This is a genomic window from Streptomyces sp. NPDC002888 (assembly GCF_042888465.1).
Lineage (GTDB): Bacteria > Actinomycetota > Actinomycetes > Streptomycetales > Streptomycetaceae > Streptomyces.
Genome location: NZ_JBIAPU010000010.1, coordinates 90859 through 108572, shown reverse-complemented (window position 1 = coordinate 108572; position 17714 = coordinate 90859). Strand labels below are relative to the sequence as shown.

The following is a 17714-nucleotide window of genomic DNA, read 5'->3' as shown; positions in this document are numbered from 1 at the left end:
CCAGGGCGACGAGAAGGGTCCGGTTGACCCTTCTGGGGGCCCAATAGGCCTTTGAACGCGTTCAGAAGCATGGTATGAGGGTGTTCCGGAGCGGCGCCGGAGAGGGGCTCGAGCGAGGGCTCGCAGGGGGGTCGGCGACCCAGAGAGGCAGCTCACGCGGCATTGACAACGGGTCACCGTGCACACCGGTTCCCACTTGTCATCATGATGTGGATCACGCGAGCCGCGGAGGATAGCACACACCCGGCAAGAGCTTGTGAAGGGGCGCACGAGCGACCCCCTAGGGGCGGGTGGATACTCGATGGCATGAGCACCACGGAGCGTCCCAGGATCCTCGTAGTAGGCGGTGGGTACGTAGGCCTGTACGCAGCTCGGCGCATCCTCAAGAAGATGCGCTACGGCGAGGCGACCGTCACGGTCGTCGACCCCCGGTCGTACATGACCTACCAGCCCTTCCTCCCCGAAACCGCCGCCGGCAGCATCTCCCCGCGTCACGTCGTCGTCCCGCTGCGGCGCGTGCTTCCCAAGGCGGAGGTCCTCACCGGCCGGGTCACCACCATCGACCAGGACCGCAAGGTCGCCACGGTCTCCCCGCTGGTCGGCGAGGCGTACGAGCTGCCCTTCGACTACCTGGTCGTCGCACTCGGCGCGGTCTCCCGCACCTTCCCGATCCCCGGCCTCGCCGAGCAGGGCATCGGTATGAAGGGCATCGAGGAGGCCATCGGCCTGCGCAACCACGTCCTCGAGCAGCTCGACAAGGCTGACTCCACCACCGACGACGAGATCCGCCGCAAGGCGCTCACCTTCGTCTTCATCGGCGGCGGCTTCGCCGGTGCGGAGACCATCGGTGAGGTCGAGGACATGGCCCGGGACGCGGCCAAGTACTACAAGAACGTGTCCCGCGAGGACATGCGCTTCGTCCTCGTCGACGCCGCAGACAAGATCCTTCCCGAGGTCGGCCCCAAGCTCGGCCAGTACGGCAAGGAGCACCTGGAGGCCCGCGGGGTCGAGGTCTACCTCTCCACCTCCATGGACTCCTGCGTCGACGGCCACGTGGTGCTGAAGAACGGCCTCGAGGTCGACTCCAACACCATCGTCTGGACCGCCGGCGTCAAGCCGAACCCGGCCCTGTCCCGCTACGGCCTGCCGCTCGGCCCCCGCGGTCACATCGACTGCGCTCCGACGCTCCAGGTCCAGGGCACCGACTACATCTGGGCCGCCGGCGACAACGCCCAGGTCCCGGACGTCGCCGCCCGCAAGGCCGGCGTCGAGAACGCCTGGTGCCCGCCGAACGCCCAGCACGCGCTGCGTCAGGCGAGGGTCCTCGGCGACAACGTGGTCTCCGGCATGCGGGGTTTCCCGCAGAAGGAGTACAGCCACGCCAACAAGGGCGCGGTGGCCGGTCTCGGCCTCCACAAGGGCGTCGCGATGATCGTCATGGGCAAGATGAAGATCAAGCTCAAGGGCCGTCTCGCCTGGTACATGCACCGTGGCTACCACGGTCTGGCCATGCCGACCTGGAACCGCAAGATCCGCGTCTTCGCCGACTGGACCCTCGGCATGTTCCTCAAGCGCGAGGTCGTCGCCCTGGGCGCCCTGGAGACTCCGCGCGAGGAGTTCTACGAGGCCGCCAAGCCGGCGCCGGTCGCCGCCGCGAGCAAGACCGAGAAGTCCGAGGAGAAGGCCAAGGCCTCCTGACCCTCCCCGGTCACCGATCCACCCGAGGGACCTCCCGCCATCCGTGGTGCGGGAGGTCCCTCGGCGTTCGCACGACAGTTTTTCCTCAGCCATAACGCGCGTGGGGGACTGTGGCCGGGCCCCGCAGGTGTTTACGTGGTGCTGGACATTCCGGGATCGATTGTCACGGAGGTGTGCACCATGGCCGACGCCGCGCTGCGGCTGAAGAGCCTGCTGGAACAGGTACTGGGAGCCCCGCTCCCGGTCCGGATCCGCGCCTGGGACGGCTCGCAGTCGGGACCGCCCAACGCGCCGACACTGGTCGTCCGCAACCGCCGCGCCCTGCGCCGACTGCTCTGGAAACCCGGCGAATTGGGCCTCGCCCGCGCCTGGGTCGCCGGGGACCTCGACATCGAGGGCGACCTCTACGCGGCCCTCGGCCTGCTCGCCGGGACCGTCTGGGAGCGCGGCGAGGACGCCAGAACCCTCGCGCAGGCGCTGCGCGACCCCGAGGTGTGGGCCGCCGTGCGCGGCCTCGTGAGACTCGCCGGCCTCCCACTGCCGCCGGCCCCGCCCCGCGAGGAGGTCCGGCGCCGCCGCCACCTCCACACCCGGCACACCGACAGACGCGCCATCAGCCACCACTACGACGTCGGCAACGACTTCTACGAGATCGTCCTCGGCCCGTCGATGGTCTACTCGTGCGCCTACTGGCAGACCCCCGCACCCGACGCCACCCTCGAGGACGCCCAGCGCGACAAGCTCGAACTCATCTGCCGCAAGCTCGACCTGAGACCCGGTCGGCGCCTGCTCGACGTCGGCTGCGGCTGGGGCTCCCTGGCCGTGCACGCCGCCCGCGAGCACGGCGTGAGCGTCGTCGGCGTCACGCTCTCGCAGGAGCAGGCGGCGTACGCCCGTAAGCGCGTCGCCGACGAGGGCCTCACGGACCGGGTCGAGATCAGGGTGCAGGACTACCGGGACGTCACCGACGGGCCGTACGACGCGATCTCCTCGGTCGGCATGGCCGAACACGTAGGTGGCGACCGGTACCTGGAGTACGCGAAGAACCTGTACGCCCTGCTGCGGCCCGGCGGCCGGCTGCTCAACCACCAGATCGCCCGCCGCCCGCAGCGCGACGAGACGTCGTACGACGTGGACGAGTTCATCGACGCCTACGTCTTCCCCGACGGCGAGCTCGCCCCGATCGGCACCACCGTCACCCAACTGGAGGGCGCCGGGTTCGAGGTCCGGGACGTGGAGTCGATCCGCGAGCACTACGCGCTCACCCTGCGCCGCTGGGTCGCCAACCTGGAGGCCGACTGGTCGCGTGCGGTGGCGTTGACGAGCCCCGGCCGGGCCCGCGTCTGGCGCCTGTACATGGCGGCCTGCGCGTTGTCCTTCGAGCGCAACCACATCGGCGTCAACCAGGTGGTGGCGGTGCGTACCCCCGGGTCCGGCGCCTCCGGGATGCCGCTGAGGGCACGTACCTGGAACTGACCGCGAGAGGGCCCCGCTCCCGGTCGTCCCGGGAGCGGGGCCCTCATGGCCGTAACCCCTACGCTACTCGGACTTGATCGCCGTCAGCATGTTCAGCCGGGCCGCCCGCCGGGCCGGCCACAGCGCCGCCAGGACGCCGACCGCCGCCGCCAGGAGCAGGAACACGGCCATCCGGGCCCACGGCAGGACCAGCTCGTACGTCGGCATCGTCGTGCCGAGGAGCTCACCGGCCGCCCAGCCGAAGAACACGCCGAGGCCGATGCCGAGTACCCCGCCGAAGAGGGAGATGACCAGGGATTCCAGACGGACCATCCGCTTGACGCCCTTGCGGTCCAGGCCGATCGCGCGCAGCATCCCGATCTCCTGGGAGCGCTCGAAGACCGACATCGCCAGGGTGTTGATGACACCGAGCACCGCGACGATCACGGCCATCGCGAGCAGCCCGTAGAGCATGTTCAGCATCAGCGTGAACATCTTGGCGATGTCGTCGGACAGGTCCTGCTTGCTCTGGACCTTGATGGCCGGGTTGGAGCCGAGGGCCTTCTCCAGCCGGTCCTTCGTCGCGTCGGACGCGCCGTCGGACGTCTTGAGCATGACCTGCATGTCCGCCGCGTCCGTCTGGTGCGGGGCCAGGGCGGTCAGGTCGAGCATGATGCCCCGGACCAGCTCGTTGCCCTCGTAGACCCCGGCGACGGTCAGCCGCTGCTTCTTGCCGTCCTCGTATGCCACCGTGAAGGCGGAACCGGCCTTCCAGCCGTGCGTCTTGGCGGTGTCGGCGTCGACGACGACCTTGCTGCCGCCGACCTCGAACTTCCCGTTGTCGACCTTGAGGTCGGTCAGCTTGCCGATCGCGGCGCCGTTGACGCCGGTCAGGTACTCGGTCTCGCCGTCGATGCGGGAGGGGGCGTTGCGCAGCGGGCTGGTGGCGGTCACGCCCTCGGTGGCGGCCAGCTTCTTGTCGACGTCGGTGGAGAGCTCGTTGCCGTTCGCCATCGACACGACGTAGTCGGCGCGGATCGCGGACGAGGCCATCTTGTCGATCGACTTCTGCAGGCTGCCCGCCATCACCGTCATGCCGGTGATGAGGGTCAGGCCGATCATCAGCGCGGAGGCCGTGGCGGCCGTACGGCGCGGGTTGCGCAGCGAGTTCTGGCGGGCCAGTTTGCCCGAGACGCCGAACACGCGCAGGACGGGCGCCGTCGCCGCGATCAGCGGGCGGGACAGCAGCGGCGTCAGGATGAACACGCCGATGATGAGCAGCACCGCGCCCATGCCCATGGGCGCCTGCCCGTCCGAGCCGCTCATCGTCGTGGCGGCCAGGACGACCGCGACACCCGCCGCCGAGAACAGCGCCCCGATGGTGTTGCGCAGCACCAGCGACCGGGTGGTCGCCTGCGCGTGCACGCTGCTCATCGCCGCGACCGGCGGGATCTTCGCGGCCCGGCGGCCGGGCAGCCAGGCGGCGAGCATGGTGATGACGATTCCGACCACGAGGGCGGCCGCGACGGTGCTCGGTGTGATGACCAGCGGCCCGTCCGGGACGGTCGCGCCGAGCGAGCCCATCAGGGAGCGCAGCCCGGCCCCGATGCCGACACCGGCGATCAGACCGGTCACGCCGGCGACCGTGCCCACCACGAACGCCTCGATCAGCACCGACCGGGTGACCTGCCGGCGGGAGGCGCCGACCGCCCGCAGCAGCGCCAGCTCCTTGGTGCGCTGGGCGACCAGCATGGTGAAGGTGTTGGCGATGATGAACGTGCCGACGAAGAGCGCGATGCCCGCGAAGACCAGCAGGCCCTGGCGCAGTCCGCTCATCGAGGAGGAGATCATCGCCGCCTGGTCGTCGGCGAGCTGCTTGCCGGTGGTGGTCTCGGTGACGCCCTTCGGCAGCGCCTGGTCCAGCGCGGCCTTCAGCGCCGACTGGCTGGTGCCTGCCTTCGCCTTCACGTCGATCTCGTCGTACGTGCCCGCCTTGCCGAACAGCTGCTGGGCCGTCGCCGTGTCGAACAGGGCGAGGCTGCCGCCGGCGGCGACGTTGCCGTCGTCCGTGGTGAAGATGCCGGTGATCTTCGGGGAGAGGACGGGCCCGTCGACCGAGAGGCGGACCGTGTCGCCGACCTCGTAGCCGGCGCGCCGTGCGGTCTCCGAGTCGATGGCGACCTGGTTCTCGCCGTGGGGCGCGGAGCCGGACTTCAGCGGGTAGCGGGGGTCCTTGTCGCCCCAGTAGTTGCCGCCCTGCGACTGAAAGCCGCCGCCGATGAGCTTGTCGTCCTTGTCGGCGATGGCGGTGAAGCCGCCCACGACACCGATGGCGGAGGCGGCCCCCGGCGCCTTGGCGCTCTGGTCGAGCAGCGCCTGCGTCAGCTCGGGGGTCTTGCCGACGCGGTCGCCCTTGTCCTCCTGGTACTTGGGCTGCACGGCCACGTCGACCTGGTCGAAGCCCTTGGCCGAGCTGTTCTGGTAGGCGTCGGAGATGGTGTTGGTGAAGACCAGGGTCCCCGACACGAAGGCCACGCCGAGCATCACGGCGAGCACGGTCATCAGGAGCCGGGCCTTGTGCGCGAGTACGTTGCGCAAGGCGGTACGGAACATGAGGGTGTCTACTCCGAAGGTTCTTGACCGGGTGTCAGCCGGAGATCAGCTGGTGCGGCCCTTGGCGTCGAACTCGGGGGTCTGGGGGTTTCCCCCAGGAAGATTCCGCATCCGGTCGAGGACCGAGTCGGCCGTCGGCCCGTACACCTCGTCGACGATCCGTCCGTCCGCGAGGAACACCACGCGGTCCGCGTACGCCGCGGCCACCGGGTCGTGGGTCACCATCACCACCGTCTGCCCCAGCTCGCGCACGGAGTTGCGCAGGAAGCCCAGCACCTCGGCGCCGGAGCGGGAGTCGAGGTTTCCGGTCGGCTCGTCGCCGAAGACGATGTCCGGCTTGGCGGCCAGGGCGCGGGCTACGGCGACGCGCTGCTGCTGGCCGCCGGAGAGCTGGGAGGGGCGGTGGCTCAGCCGGTCCTTCAGACCCACCATCTGGATGACGGTGTCCAGCCACTGCTGGTCCGGCTTGCGGCCCGCGATGTCCATCGGGAGGGTGATGTTCTCCAGGGCGGTCAGCGTCGGCAGCAGGTTGAACGCCTGGAAGATGAAGCCGATCTTGTCCCGTCGCAACTTGGTGAGCTGCTTGTCCTTCAGGGAGCCCAGCTCGGTGTCGCCGATGCGCACGGAACCGGAGGAGAAGGTGTCGAGCCCGGCCACGCAGTGCATCAGCGTGGACTTGCCGGAGCCGGAGGGACCCATGATCGCCGTGAACTCGGCCTGTTTGAAGTCGAAGGAGACCCGGTCGAGGGCGACCACCTGGGTCTCGCCCTGTCCGTAGATCTTCGACAGATCCGTGGCGCGCGCGGCCACGGCGGTGGTCCGGTCGGCGATGGGAGTGGTGGTCACGGGTTGACGCTCCTGTGGGGGACGACGGTGGTTTTCTCGAGGACGTGAACCATCGTCGCGGCCGTCAGGGGCCGTGTAGTCACCCGTTGTTCTGGTTCCGAAGACAGACTCGAGTCTGACCACGGGCGGCCGTGTCATACCTGGGGATGACGGCCGCCCCGGGAGCGGGTCGGTCGAGAACAGGTGGAGCTCCCTCGTTCGGGCGGTGAAATTCCGTCATTCCGCATGCGCGACCGACCGCCGCACGACAGGCTATTGGCAAGTGCGGATGGCCCGTACCGTGGGCTGATGCACCCTCAGACGTCAATAAAATAAGACAACATCGGTCCGCCCGTCCGCTGTTCGGGGGATGTATCCCGATAGGCTCGGAACCTCGACGCGGAGCCCATGGCCTGCCCGGATGGTGGAATGCAGACACGGCGAGCTTAAACCTCGCTGCCCCTCGCGGGCGTACCGGTTCAAGTCCGGTTCCGGGCACCTCCACGCTGTACGGATTCCCTGCATCGTCCATTGAGGACTTCACCGCAGCTTCCACCGCGACCCTCGCCGCAACGTTCACCGCACGACCGTTGACAGCGGGTGGAGGCGGGCGCAGACTCACGAGCGGAAGCAAGTGAAGTTAATTTCACCAGGCGAACAACACTAGGCGAACACCGTCTCGAAGGGAACGACCGATGCGCACCACCGTCGGCATCATCGGCGCCGGCCCGGCCGGCCTCCTCCTCGCCCGGCTGCTGCACAACGCCGGCATCGACTCGGTCGTCCTGGAGAGCCGCGACCGCGCCTACGTCGAGCACCGGCAGCGGGCCGGGATCCTGGAGCAGGGCACGGTGGACGTGCTGCGCGCGGCCGGGGCCGCGGAGCGCATGGACCGTGAGGGCCTGCGCCACGACGGCATCGAACTGCGTTTCGACAAGAAGCGTCACCGCGTCGACTTCCCCGCCCTCACCGGTGGCCGGTCCGTGATGGTCTACGCCCAGACGGAGGTCTGCAAGGACCTCATCGCCCTCCAGCTCAAGGAGGGCGGCCCGCTGCTGTTCGAGGCCGAGGCGCTGGCCGTGGAGGGCGCCGACACCGACAGCCCACGCGTGCGGTTCCGCCACGACGGGGTCGAGGACGTCCTCGACTGCGACTACGTCGTGGGCTGCGACGGCTTCTGGGGCGTCGCGCGCAAGGCGATCCCGGCCGAGCTGATCCGGGTCTTCGAGCGGACGTACCCCTTCGGCTGGCTCGGCATCCTCGCCGATGTCGCACCCTCGCACGACGAGCTCGTCTACGCCCGCCACGACCGCGGCTTCGCCCTGCTGTCCATGCGCTCCCCGTCCGTCTCCCGCCTCTACATCCAGGTCCCCGAGGGCACGGACGCCGAGGCGTGGGGCGACGACGAGATCTGGGACGAGCTGGAACGCCGCTTCGAGACCGCCGACGACTGGCGCCTGGCGCGCGGCCCGATCACCCAGAAGTCGGTCACCCCCATGCGCTCCTACGTCCACGAGCCCATGCGCCACGGCCGGCTCTTCCTCGCCGGGGACGCGGCCCACATCGTGCCGCCGACGGGGGCGAAGGGGCTGAACCTCGCCGTCGGGGACGTCGTCACCTTCGCGAGGGCGCTGACGCACCAGCGGGAGACGGGCTCGTCCGGCCTCCTCGACGCCTACTCACAGACCTGCCTGCGCCGCGTCTGGCAGGCCGAGCGGTTCTCGTACGACATGACGACGCTCCTGCACCGGGCCCCCGACGCCACCCCCTTCGAGGACCGCCTCCAGCTGGCGCGACTGGAGCGGATCGCCTCCTCGCGCGCCGCCGAGACGGACCTGGCGGAGGGGTACACCGGGTTCCCCTTCGAGTGAGGGACGAGGGGAACGGGTCACTCCGGACAAGGGCCTGATCACCGGCCGGTTCCGGACGTGTCGCGGGTTGGTCATGAATGACCCCGACCGGTGCCGGGAATCACGCTTGCGCGTAGCGTGTTGCGCACGTGGCAAGGGAAAGATCCTACTCAAGCACTAGGGCCAATCCTTTGCCCTTCCATTACTCTTGAGGCCAAGGCTACGCAGGGTGGCCACGGAGGAGTGAAATGAGGAGCAGCAACCCGGTCTTCTCGCGACGGGGGTTCAGCCGCGACAACGGCTACGCGGGCTTCAACACCGCGCCGCAGGCCGGGGGCGCCGCCGTCGGAACGCAGGGCAACCCGTACGCCCAGCCGACCGGCAACCCGTACGCGCAGAACCCTTACGCCCAGCAGGGCCAGCAGCACGGCGCACCGCCGCAGGCCCCGGCCGCCACCGGCCGCATGACGATCGACGACGTCGTCCTGCGCACGGGCACGACGCTCGGTGTCCTCATCGTCACCGCCGCGCTCGCCTGGGCGCTGCTGCCGGTGGACGACGCCAACATCGGACGGTCGTACGGCATCGCTATCGGTGCCGCGCTGATCGGCATGGTCCTGGCGCTCGTGCAGTCCTTCAAGCGCCAGGCCTCGCCGGCGCTGATCCTGACCTACGCCGCGTTCGAGGGCGTCTTCCTCGGCGTCGTCTCCAACGTCGTCGACAGCCGCATCGCCGACGGTGCGGCCATGCAGGCCGTGATCGGCACGATGGCGGTCTTCGCCGGTGTGCTGGTGGCGTACAAGGCGGGCTGGATCCGCGTCAACCGCCGCTTCTACGGCTTCGTGATGGCGGCCGCGCTCGGCTTCGTCCTGCTGATGGCGGTCAACCTGCTGTTCGCCGTGTTCGGCGGCGGTGACGGCCTCGGCTTCCGCAGCGGCGCGATGGGTGTCGTCTTCGGCGTCATCGGCATCCTGCTCGGCGCCTGCTTCCTCGCCCTGGACTTCAAGCAGGTCGAGGACGGCATCGCCTACGGTGCCCCGCGCGAGGAGGCGTGGCTGGCGGCCTTCGGCCTGACCATGACGCTGGTGTGGATCTACATGGAGTTCCTGAGGCTCATCTCGATCCTCAACAACGATTAGTCCCGGCCGGCGGGAGTCCCGCCGGCCGCAGGACACCGAAGGGCCCCGGGAGTGTCTCCCGGGGCCCTTCGGTGTTCTTCTCCAGGTGCGCGCCTAGAGCAGTTTGCGCGCGGCCCTCCTCAGGTCGTACTCGTGGATGATCGCCTTCGCGTGGCCGTACGCGAGGTTGTGTTCGTGGCGCAGCCAGCTGACCTTCTCCTCGAAGCGGAAGAGAGCGGGGCCGTCCTCGACGGTGCGCAGCCAGTCGGCGACTTCACGACCGGTGCAGTGGGGGATGCGGGCGAGCATGTTGCGGTGGGTCTCCTCGGAGAAGACTTGGGACATCGGCGCCTCCGGACGCAATGGGATGTAAGCCGGTCCTTCAGGTCACCGTGCCTGAGCGTTCGCGTGTTGGCAACAGTCCGGGGCGAGTACGCTCGCCGCGTGGTGGATACGACGCGTCTGAGCCGAGCCGTGGATCACTTTGCCGACCGGTTGCGGGCGGCGCCGCAGAGCCGGCTGCAGAGAGGCGCTGCCGCGGAGGCGCTGGGGTTGGCCCGGGAGCTGGCCCGGTGGGCGCAGAGGGTGGAGGCGCCGGGGGTGGAGCCTCGGGAGATGCCGGATGCGGGGATGTTTGCGGCTGCGGATCAGATCACCGTGGCGGGGCATGATCTGGCGGTGGTGCTTGCCAGTGACGCCGAGGTGAGTGAAGCGGTGCGGTTGGTGGAGGAGGCACAGAAGAGGGCGGGGGTTTGAGGTGCGTGCGCGACTGCGGGTGCGTTGTGGTTGTTCGCGCCCACGCGGCGGAGCCGCATGTTCAGAACAGCCCCGCGCCCCTGAAAGACCTACAGCGAAGCTATGACCCTGTCCGCCAGGATGTAGACGTTCTCCTCGCCGCATTCGAAGGTGAGGGTGTACGCGCCTGAGATGCCGGAGCCGCCGAGGAGGATGGGGGTTTCGCCGGCGTTGAGGGCGGCGGCGAGGCGTTCCGCGGTTTCGCGGTGGCCCGGGGTCATGCAGAGGGTGGTGCCGTCGGCGAAGACGTAGACGTCGAGGGTGCCGAGGGGGCCCGGGCGGACGTCGGTCAGTTCGACGCGGGACGCGGCCAGTTCCTCCAGGGTGGCGACGGTGCGCTCGTGGTCGTTCACGACCGGTGACTGGACCGGGACGAAGTCCGGGTGGGAGGGGTGGCGGCGGCGGGCCGCGGCCAGTTCAGGGGACTCCCCGGTGAACTCCTCGGCATCCGAGGTCGGCTCGGTCACCGGCTCCAGGCCCACGAAATCGGCCTGACGGGGCAGGAACAGCTCGCTGTCCGGCAGGCCCAGCAGGGACGGCGCGTCGGAGGCGTCACGGGCCTCCTGGGCCGCCCAGAACGCCCGCGCCTCGGCCAGTTCGCGCTCGCGCTCCTCGGCGAGGGCCTCGGCGACGGCGGCGCGTATCTCATCGGCCTCGCGGGCGGCGGGCACGAGTCCGCGGGTCGCGGTGGTCTGGTTGTCGGCGAGCTGCGCGTGCAGGGCCGCTACCTGTCGGCGCAGCAGCACGAGGGTGCGCAGGACGGCGACGCCCACGGCGCCGGTGGCGGCCGTGGTGACCAGCAAGGCGATCGGCATGGCGCTCACTGACGTACTCCCGGTTCAAAGTCGACCCCCGACTTCCTACATCAGCTTGAAGGGTGGACTATCAAGCTGTCAGTGCGTAACGTCACGAAACGGACAGAGCTCGGGGGGTTGTGTTTCGTGAGAAGTGTCGCTGACCTGCGTAAATCCCTGCGGTAAGGGAGATAGGTCACATCCTGAGGGAGATTGGATCACAAAACGGCCCAGAGTTCGGGTGCTTCCCGGACTCTGGGCCGTGGGCTCACGGTGGGTGCCCTGACGGCTACCGAGGGGTCTAGCTGAGGCGCTCGATGACCATCGCCATGCCCTGCCCGCCGCCGACGCACATCGTCTCCAGGCCGAACTGCTTGTCGTGGAACTGGAGGGAGTTGATGAGCGTGCCGGTGATGCGGGCGCCGGTCATGCCGAAGGGGTGGCCGACGGCGATGGCGCCGCCGTTGACGTTCAGCTTGTCGAGGTCGATGCCGAGGTCCTGGTAGGAGGGGATCACCTGGGCGGCGAACGCCTCGTTGATCTCGACGAGGTCGATGTCGTCGATGGTGAGGCCGGCGCGGCGCAGGGCCTGCTGGGACGCCTCGACCGGGCCGAGGCCCATGATCTCGGGGGAGAGGCCGGAGACGCCGGTCGACACGATCCGGGCGAGCGGGGTGAGGCCGAGCTCGCGGGCCTTCGTGTCGCTCATGACGACGACCGCGGCGGCACCGTCGTTCAGCGGGCAGCAGTTGGCGGCGGTGACCAGGCCGTCGGGGCGGAAGACCGGCTTGAGGCCCGCCACGCCCTCCATGCTCACGCCGGGACGCGGACCGTCGTCCTTGCTGATGACCGTGCCGTCGGGGAGGGTCACCGGGGTGATCTCGCGCTCCCAGAAGCCGTTCTTGATGGCTTCCTCGGCGAGGTTCTGGGAGCGGACGCCGAACTCGTCCATCTCCTGCCGGGTGATGCCCTTCGAGCGGGCGAGGTTCTCGGCGGTCTGGCCCATCGCGATGTACGGGTCGGGGACGAGGCCGTCCTCACGCGGGTCGTGCCACGTGGTGCCCTCCTGCTCCGCGACGGCGGCGGTACGGGCCTCCGCGTCGGCGAAGAGGGGGTTGCGCGTGTCGGGCAGGCTGTCGGAGTTGCCCTTGACGAAACGGGAGACCGTCTCGACACCGGCCGAGATGAAGACGTCGCCCTCACCGGCCTTGATCGCGTGCAGGGCCATGCGGCTGGTCTGCAGCGACGAGGAACAGTAGCGGGTGATCGTGCAGCCCGGGAGGTGGTCCATCCCCATCTGTACGGCGACGATACGACCGAGGTTGTTGCCCTGCTCACCGCCGGGCAGACCGCAGCCGAGCATCAGGTCGTCGATGTCCCTCGGGTCCAGCTCGGGGACCTTCGCGAGGGCCGCCTGGATGATCGTGGCGGTCAGGTCGTCCGGGCGCAGGTCCTTCAGGGAGCCCTTGAAAGCGCGGCCGATGGGGGAGCGGGCGGTCGAGACGATCACGGCTTCGGGCATGACGGCTCCAGACGAGAAGGGGCGGCGCGTAGCGCCTCGTTGAGGGGTGGTGGCCGGGCGACGGGTGGGAGTACGGGGGATCGGGCAGGGCTGTCTGGGAAGTTACCCGTACGTATGGGCGAGGTCACGGGTATGGCGGTGTGACTCAGGCCGCAGTTTTCTAAGCGCTTGCTTTGTTGGGGCGTCCAGCCCGCGGGCATGCGTGCCGCTGGGGCGATGGGGGTCCCCCCGCTCGAGCGAAGCCGAGAGTGGGGGAGGGTGGGCGCGGGCGGCACCCCGTCAGCGCCGGGCAGCGCGACCCACCCGGCCTCAGCCGCAACTCACGGCGACGAAGGAGCAGGCGTCGGCTCCACCTCCGGCACCCGCCGGCGCCGGCGCCTCTTGAGCAGCGCCCACGGCCCCCGAGGCCCCGTCGGCATCGCGGCAGCGACCTCCGTGCCCGCCTCCGCGGCCGCCTCCGCCGCCGCCCGGGCCACCGGCAGGAACCCCTCGCGGCGGAAGACGTCCGGCCGTTCCTCCTCCGCCGGCCACAGGCCGAGCGACGCGCACACCGTCGGCAGCACCGCCATCGCCGCCGTCGCGTACCCCTCCGCCGAGGGGTGGTAGTTGTCCGGCCCGAACAGCTCCCGCGGGTTCGCCGCGAACTCGGGGCCCAGCAGGTCACCCAGGGACACAGTGCGGCCGCCCTGTTCGACGACTCCGATCGTCTGGGCGGCCGCCAGCTGGCGGGAGGCTCTGCGGGCCAGCCAGCGCAGGGGCTGCTGGACCAGTTCGATCGTGCCCAGGTCGGGACAGGTGCCGACCACCACCTCCGCACCGGCCGTCCGCAGCCGCCGTACCGCCGTCGCGAGGCAGCGCACGGAGCGGGTCGGCGGCATCCGGTGCGTCACGTCGTTCGCGCCGATCATGATCACGCAGATGTCGGGCACCGGGCCCGGACTCGCCAGCACCTCGGCCACCTGGCGCTCCAGGTCGTCGGACTGGGCCCCGGGCAGGGCGACGTTGCGCAGCTCCACCGGCCGTTCCGCCACCGCCGCGAGCCCCGACGCCACCAGCGCGCCCGGCGTCTGCCCGGCCCGGTGCACGCCCTGGCCCGCGGCCGTGGAGTCGCCCAGCATCGTCAGACGCAGGGGCGGTTGCGCCGGGGTGGCGTAGACGGGGCCGTACAGTCCCTGCGCGTTGGGTACGTGCGGGAGCGTTCCGTTGCCCACCTGGCGCCGGGCCAGCTGCACCTCGGCCAGCAGCAGGCCGACCGCCGCCGCCCCGGCCAGCCCGATGCCGCCGCCGCCGTACGCCGCGCCGGCCGCGATGCGCCGCGCCACCCGCGCCCTCGACATGCTGCTCATGCGTCGCCGCCACCTCCTCGTAGCCGTACACCCACTCCTTGCCCCGAACCGACCGTCGGTCAATCTCAACCGGGAGTGAACGTCATCGGCGGGCCGTAGGCTGGCGGCACCACCACGACCACGTTTTTTGCAAGCATCCGGAGACAACGGTGCAATTCCACGACTCGATGATCAGCCTCGTCGGCAACACCCCGCTGCTGAGGCTCAACAGCGTGACCAAGGGCATTCAGGCGACCGTCCTGGCCAAGGTGGAGTACTTCAACCCGGGCGGATCCGTGAAGGACCGCATCGCCCTGCGCATGATCGAGGCGGCCGAGCAGAGCGGCGAGCTCAAGCCGGGCGGGACCATCGTCGAACCCACCAGCGGAAACACCGGTGTGGGCCTGGCGATCGTGGCGCAGCAGAAGGGGTACAACTGCATCTTCGTCTGCCCCGACAAGGTGTCGACGGACAAGATCAACGTGCTGCGCGCGTACGGCGCCGAGGTCGTCGTCTGCCCGACCGCCGTGGCCCCGGAGCACCCGGACTCGTACTACAACGTCTCCGACCGGCTGGTGCGTGAGACGCCGGGCGCCTGGAAGCCCGACCAGTACTCCAACCCCAACAACCCGCTCTCCCACTATCACTCCACCGGCCCCGAGCTGTGGGAGCAGACGGAGGGCCGGATCACCCACTTCGTGGCCGGTGTGGGCACGGGCGGCACCATCTCCGGCACGGGCCGGTACCTGAAGGACGTCAGCGACGGAAAGGTGAAGGTCGTCGGCGCCGACCCCGAGGGGTCCGTGTACTCCGGCGGGTCCGGGCGGCCGTACCTCGTCGAGGGCGTCGGTGAGGACTTCTGGCCGACCGCCTACGACCGGACCGTCGCCGACGAGATCGTCGCCGTGTCCGACAAGGACTCCTTCCAGATGACCCGCCGGCTCGCCAAGGAGGAGGGCCTCCTCGTCGGCGGCTCCTGCGGCATGGCCGTCGTGGCGGCGCTGCGGGTCGCCGAGCGGCTCGGTCCCGACGACGTCGTGGTCGTACTGCTGCCCGACAGCGGGCGCGGCTACCTCAGTAAAATTTTCAACGACGAATGGATGGCCGACTACGGCTTCCTGGAGGACGAGGGCCCCAGCGCCCGCGTCGGCGACGTCCTCAACGACAAGGAGCACGGCGCCATCCCCTCCCTCGTCCACATGCACCCGGACGAGACGGTCGGTCAGGCCATCGAGGTGCTGCGCGAGTACGGCGTCTCACAGATGCCGATCGTCAAGCCGGGCGCCGGTCACCCCGACGTCATGGCCGCCGAGGTCGTCGGCTCCGTGGTCGAACGCGAGCTGCTCGACGCCCTGTTCACCCAGCGGGCCTCGCTCGAGGACCCGCTGGAGAAGCACATGTCGGCGCCGCTGCCCCAGGTCGGCTCCGGCGAGCCGGTCGGGGACCTGATGTCGGTGCTCGGCGCGGCGGACGCGGCGATCGTCCTCGTCGAGGGCAAGCCGACCGGTGTGGTCAGCCGGCAGGACCTGCTGGCCTTCCTTGCCAAGGGCGGAAAGTAACGGGAAACGTCCGGTGAACGGGCGGAGCTGACGGCGAACTTCCGTTTGCCTACCGGAGTGGTGGACTTCGCGGAAGTGGTACGAGCGTGTCACGTCCACGCAGCACACGCTTAACACGCGTCCGGCAGATTGGTGGGTGTCGGCAGGGCGGGAGCGGCTCCCCGCCCCGGCCGGCGCCAAACGTCCAAGGACCTCCGGAGCGGCTCCCGGACCTCCATGGACGCCGGACGTGAGACCCGGCCCTGACCCGGTCAACGTCCCTCGCGGGGACCGCCGTCGTCCCGCCCCCCGGCAACGGGGGTGCGGCGGTCCCCGCGCACACACCCCCCTTTGCGCCTGAACCGGCGCCGCTCTCGCGGACGTGGTTGCTCGGCGTCGTGGTTGCTCAATTGATGGTTGCGGTCGTGGTCGCTTTCCAACTGCCCAGCAAGGCAAGGCGCTCGGCGGTCTCCGAGCCCGGCTCCGGGGTGTAGACCACGATCGTCTGCTCCGGGTCCTGGGGGACCGTCAAGGTCTCGTACGGGAGGGTGAGCAGGCCCGCGACCGGATGGCGGACGCGCTTCACGCCGTACATGCACGGCTTGACCTCGTGGTCGGCCCAGAGGCGGCGGAAGTCCTCGCTCTTGACGGAGAGTTCGCCGACGAGGGCGCACAGCTCGGCGTCGTCGGGGCGCGAGCCCGCGTTCAGGCGCAGATGGGCGACGGTCTGGGCGGCGACGGCGGCCCAGTCGGGGTAGAGGTCGCGCCCGTCGGTGTCGAGGAAGGCATGGAGGACGACGTTGCGCCGCGCGGGCGCCATGCGGCTGAACCCGTTCAGGGCGTCGCCGAGGGCGTTCCAGGCCAGGACCTCCATACGGGGGCCGAGGACGAACGCCGGGGTGCGGTCCATGCTGTCGAGCAGGAGTTGGACGCCGGGGCGGACGCGGGGCGCGGTCCGGCCGCGGCCGCCCTTCCTCCGCGGGCGGGCCACTGTGCGCAGGTACGCGTGCTCCGCCTCGTCCAGCCGCAACACGCGCGCGACGGCGTCAAGGACCGCGTCCGACACTCCCCCAGACTTCGTCCGGGAGGGGCCCCCAGGCCCCCTGCCCTGCTCGAGGCGGATGTAGTAGTCGACGCTCACTCCCGCCAGCTGCGCCACCTCCTCGCGGCGCAGCCCGGGCACGCGGCGCCGCCCGTACGAGGGCAGCCCCACCTCCTCGGGCTGGATGCGGGCGCGGCGCGAGCGCAGGAAATCTCCGAGGTCCCCGTCCATGGGTTCGATCGTAGAGGAGCCGCGGACGCCGAACCTGGTACTGGCAGACCCAGGAAAAGCGCATCCCTGGGTAGGACGGGAGCGTCGGCACAGGGTGGTGGTCGTCGCCGGGCGGACCGGCGGCACCACCCACCGAGGAGTGCTTCATGTCGTACGAGAACCTGACCGGACGCACCGCCGTCGTCACCGGCGCCGCGAGCGGGATCGGCGAGGCCGTGGCCGTGCTGCTGGCCGCGCAGGGGGCGCGGGTCGCGCTGCTGGCCCGGCGCGGGGAGCGGCTGGAGGCGGTCGCCGGGAAGATCCGGGCCGACGGGGGCGAGGCCCTCGCCGTCGTCGCCGACGTGACCGACGACGCGTCCGTGGAGGCCGCCGTCGCCGCGGTCCACGAGGCCTACGGCGCCGTGGACCTGGTCGTCAACAACGCCGGCGTCATGCTTCCGCATCCCATGACGGACGGCCGCCTCGACGAGTGGCAGCGGATGATCGACACCAACGTCACCGGCGTGCTGCGGATCATCCGCGCCTTCACCGGCGACCTGGTGGACGCGGCCGCCCAGGGCCGTACCGCGGACCTGGTGAACATCTCGTCGGTCGGCGCGCACATCACGTTCCCCGACTACGCGGTGTACGGGGCGACCAAGGCCGCGCTCACCCACCTCTCCCAGTGCCTGCGCACCGAGTTCGGGCCGCGTGACGTGCGGGTCACCAACATCGAGCCGGGGCTCACGGAGAGCGAGCTGACCTCGCACATCGGCAGCGCCGAACTGCGGGGGCAGGTCGATGGCATGTTCGAGGAGATCGGCGGGCTGGCGTCCGAGGAGGTCGCGGACGTCGTGGCGTACGTGACGAGCCGGCCGCGACGGGTGAACCTGCGGCAGATCATGGTGCTGCCGACCCGGCAGGCGTGA

At 70.1% G+C, this 17714-nt stretch carries 14 protein-coding genes and 1 tRNA gene; 8 read left to right on the top strand and 7 right to left on the bottom strand.

Features of this window, described 5'->3' with window-relative positions:
* Positions 1-306: 306 nt before the first annotated feature.
* Complete coding sequence (locus ACFYWX_RS18215) at positions 307-1698, top strand: NAD(P)/FAD-dependent oxidoreductase (RefSeq protein WP_389425042.1); 1392 nt, start codon at positions 307-309, stop codon at positions 1696-1698.
* A gap of 180 nt (positions 1699-1878) precedes the next feature.
* Positions 1879-3174 (top strand): class I SAM-dependent methyltransferase, encoded by a 1296-nt coding sequence (locus ACFYWX_RS18210; RefSeq protein WP_389425041.1) that lies wholly within the window; start codon positions 1879-1881, stop codon positions 3172-3174.
* Between the two features lie 63 nt (positions 3175-3237).
* On the opposite strand, the gene ACFYWX_RS18205 is transcribed toward ACFYWX_RS18210, so the two are convergent.
* Both ACFYWX_RS18205 and ACFYWX_RS18200 read right to left on the bottom strand, forming a co-directional pair.
* Positions 3238-5766: an ABC transporter permease gene (locus tag ACFYWX_RS18205; RefSeq protein WP_389425040.1), complete on the bottom strand. Its 2529-nt coding sequence runs from the start codon at positions 5764-5766 to the stop codon at positions 3238-3240.
* 45 nt (positions 5767-5811) lie between these two features.
* On the bottom strand, positions 5812-6612 hold the full coding sequence (locus ACFYWX_RS18200) for an ABC transporter ATP-binding protein (RefSeq protein WP_389425039.1): 801 nt from the start codon (positions 6610-6612) through the stop codon (positions 5812-5814).
* 394 nt (positions 6613-7006) lie between these two features.
* Here ACFYWX_RS18200 and ACFYWX_RS18195 point away from each other — a divergent pair.
* From ACFYWX_RS18195 to ACFYWX_RS18185, 3 genes are all read left to right on the top strand, one after another.
* Positions 7007-7089, top strand: a tRNA-Leu gene (locus tag ACFYWX_RS18195).
* A gap of 197 nt (positions 7090-7286) precedes the next feature.
* Positions 7287-8462, top strand: coding sequence for a 4-hydroxybenzoate 3-monooxygenase (locus ACFYWX_RS18190; RefSeq protein WP_389425038.1), 1176 nt, complete (start codon positions 7287-7289; stop codon positions 8460-8462).
* A gap of 227 nt (positions 8463-8689) precedes the next feature.
* On the top strand, positions 8690-9580 hold the full coding sequence (locus ACFYWX_RS18185) for a Bax inhibitor-1/YccA family protein (RefSeq protein WP_389425037.1): 891 nt from the start codon (positions 8690-8692) through the stop codon (positions 9578-9580).
* 93 nt (positions 9581-9673) lie between these two features.
* Here the strand turns inward: ACFYWX_RS18185 and ACFYWX_RS18180 are convergent, their stop codons facing one another.
* On the bottom strand, positions 9674-9904 hold the full coding sequence (locus ACFYWX_RS18180; protein WP_389425036.1) for a DUF4287 domain-containing protein: 231 nt from the start codon (positions 9902-9904) through the stop codon (positions 9674-9676).
* Between the two features lie 99 nt (positions 9905-10003).
* On the opposite strand from ACFYWX_RS18180, the gene ACFYWX_RS18175 reads away from it, so the two are divergent.
* Positions 10004-10315, top strand: coding sequence for a hypothetical protein (locus ACFYWX_RS18175; protein ID WP_389425035.1), 312 nt, complete (start codon positions 10004-10006; stop codon positions 10313-10315).
* Positions 10316-10404: 89 nt separating this feature from the next.
* On the opposite strand, the gene ACFYWX_RS18170 is transcribed toward ACFYWX_RS18175, so the two are convergent.
* The 3 genes from ACFYWX_RS18170 to ACFYWX_RS18160 form a co-directional block, all read right to left on the bottom strand.
* The gene (locus ACFYWX_RS18170) at positions 10405-11178 is read right to left on the bottom strand and encodes a hypothetical protein (protein ID WP_389425034.1); all 774 of its coding nucleotides are present in this window, start codon (positions 11176-11178) and stop codon (positions 10405-10407) included.
* A 271-nt stretch (positions 11179-11449) separates the two neighbouring features.
* Complete coding sequence (locus ACFYWX_RS18165) at positions 11450-12670, bottom strand: acetyl-CoA C-acetyltransferase (RefSeq protein WP_389425033.1); 1221 nt, start codon at positions 12668-12670, stop codon at positions 11450-11452.
* 320 nt (positions 12671-12990) lie between these two features.
* Positions 12991-14016: an SGNH/GDSL hydrolase family protein gene (locus tag ACFYWX_RS18160; RefSeq protein WP_389425032.1), complete on the bottom strand. Its 1026-nt coding sequence runs from the start codon at positions 14014-14016 to the stop codon at positions 12991-12993.
* A 149-nt stretch (positions 14017-14165) separates the two neighbouring features.
* Here ACFYWX_RS18160 and ACFYWX_RS18155 point away from each other — a divergent pair, with 149 nt between their 5' ends.
* The gene (locus tag ACFYWX_RS18155) at positions 14166-15554 is read left to right on the top strand and encodes a cystathionine beta-synthase (RefSeq protein ID WP_389425031.1); all 1389 of its coding nucleotides are present in this window, start codon (positions 14166-14168) and stop codon (positions 15552-15554) included.
* Between the two features lie 385 nt (positions 15555-15939).
* On the opposite strand, the gene ACFYWX_RS18150 is transcribed toward ACFYWX_RS18155, so the two are convergent.
* A complete protein-coding gene (locus ACFYWX_RS18150) occupies positions 15940-16806 on the bottom strand; it encodes a helix-turn-helix transcriptional regulator (protein WP_389425030.1) in 867 nt (288 codons plus the stop codon).
* A 146-nt stretch (positions 16807-16952) separates the two neighbouring features.
* On the opposite strand from ACFYWX_RS18150, the gene ACFYWX_RS18145 reads away from it, so the two are divergent.
* Complete coding sequence (locus ACFYWX_RS18145; protein ID WP_389425029.1) at positions 16953-17714, top strand: SDR family oxidoreductase; 762 nt, start codon at positions 16953-16955, stop codon at positions 17712-17714.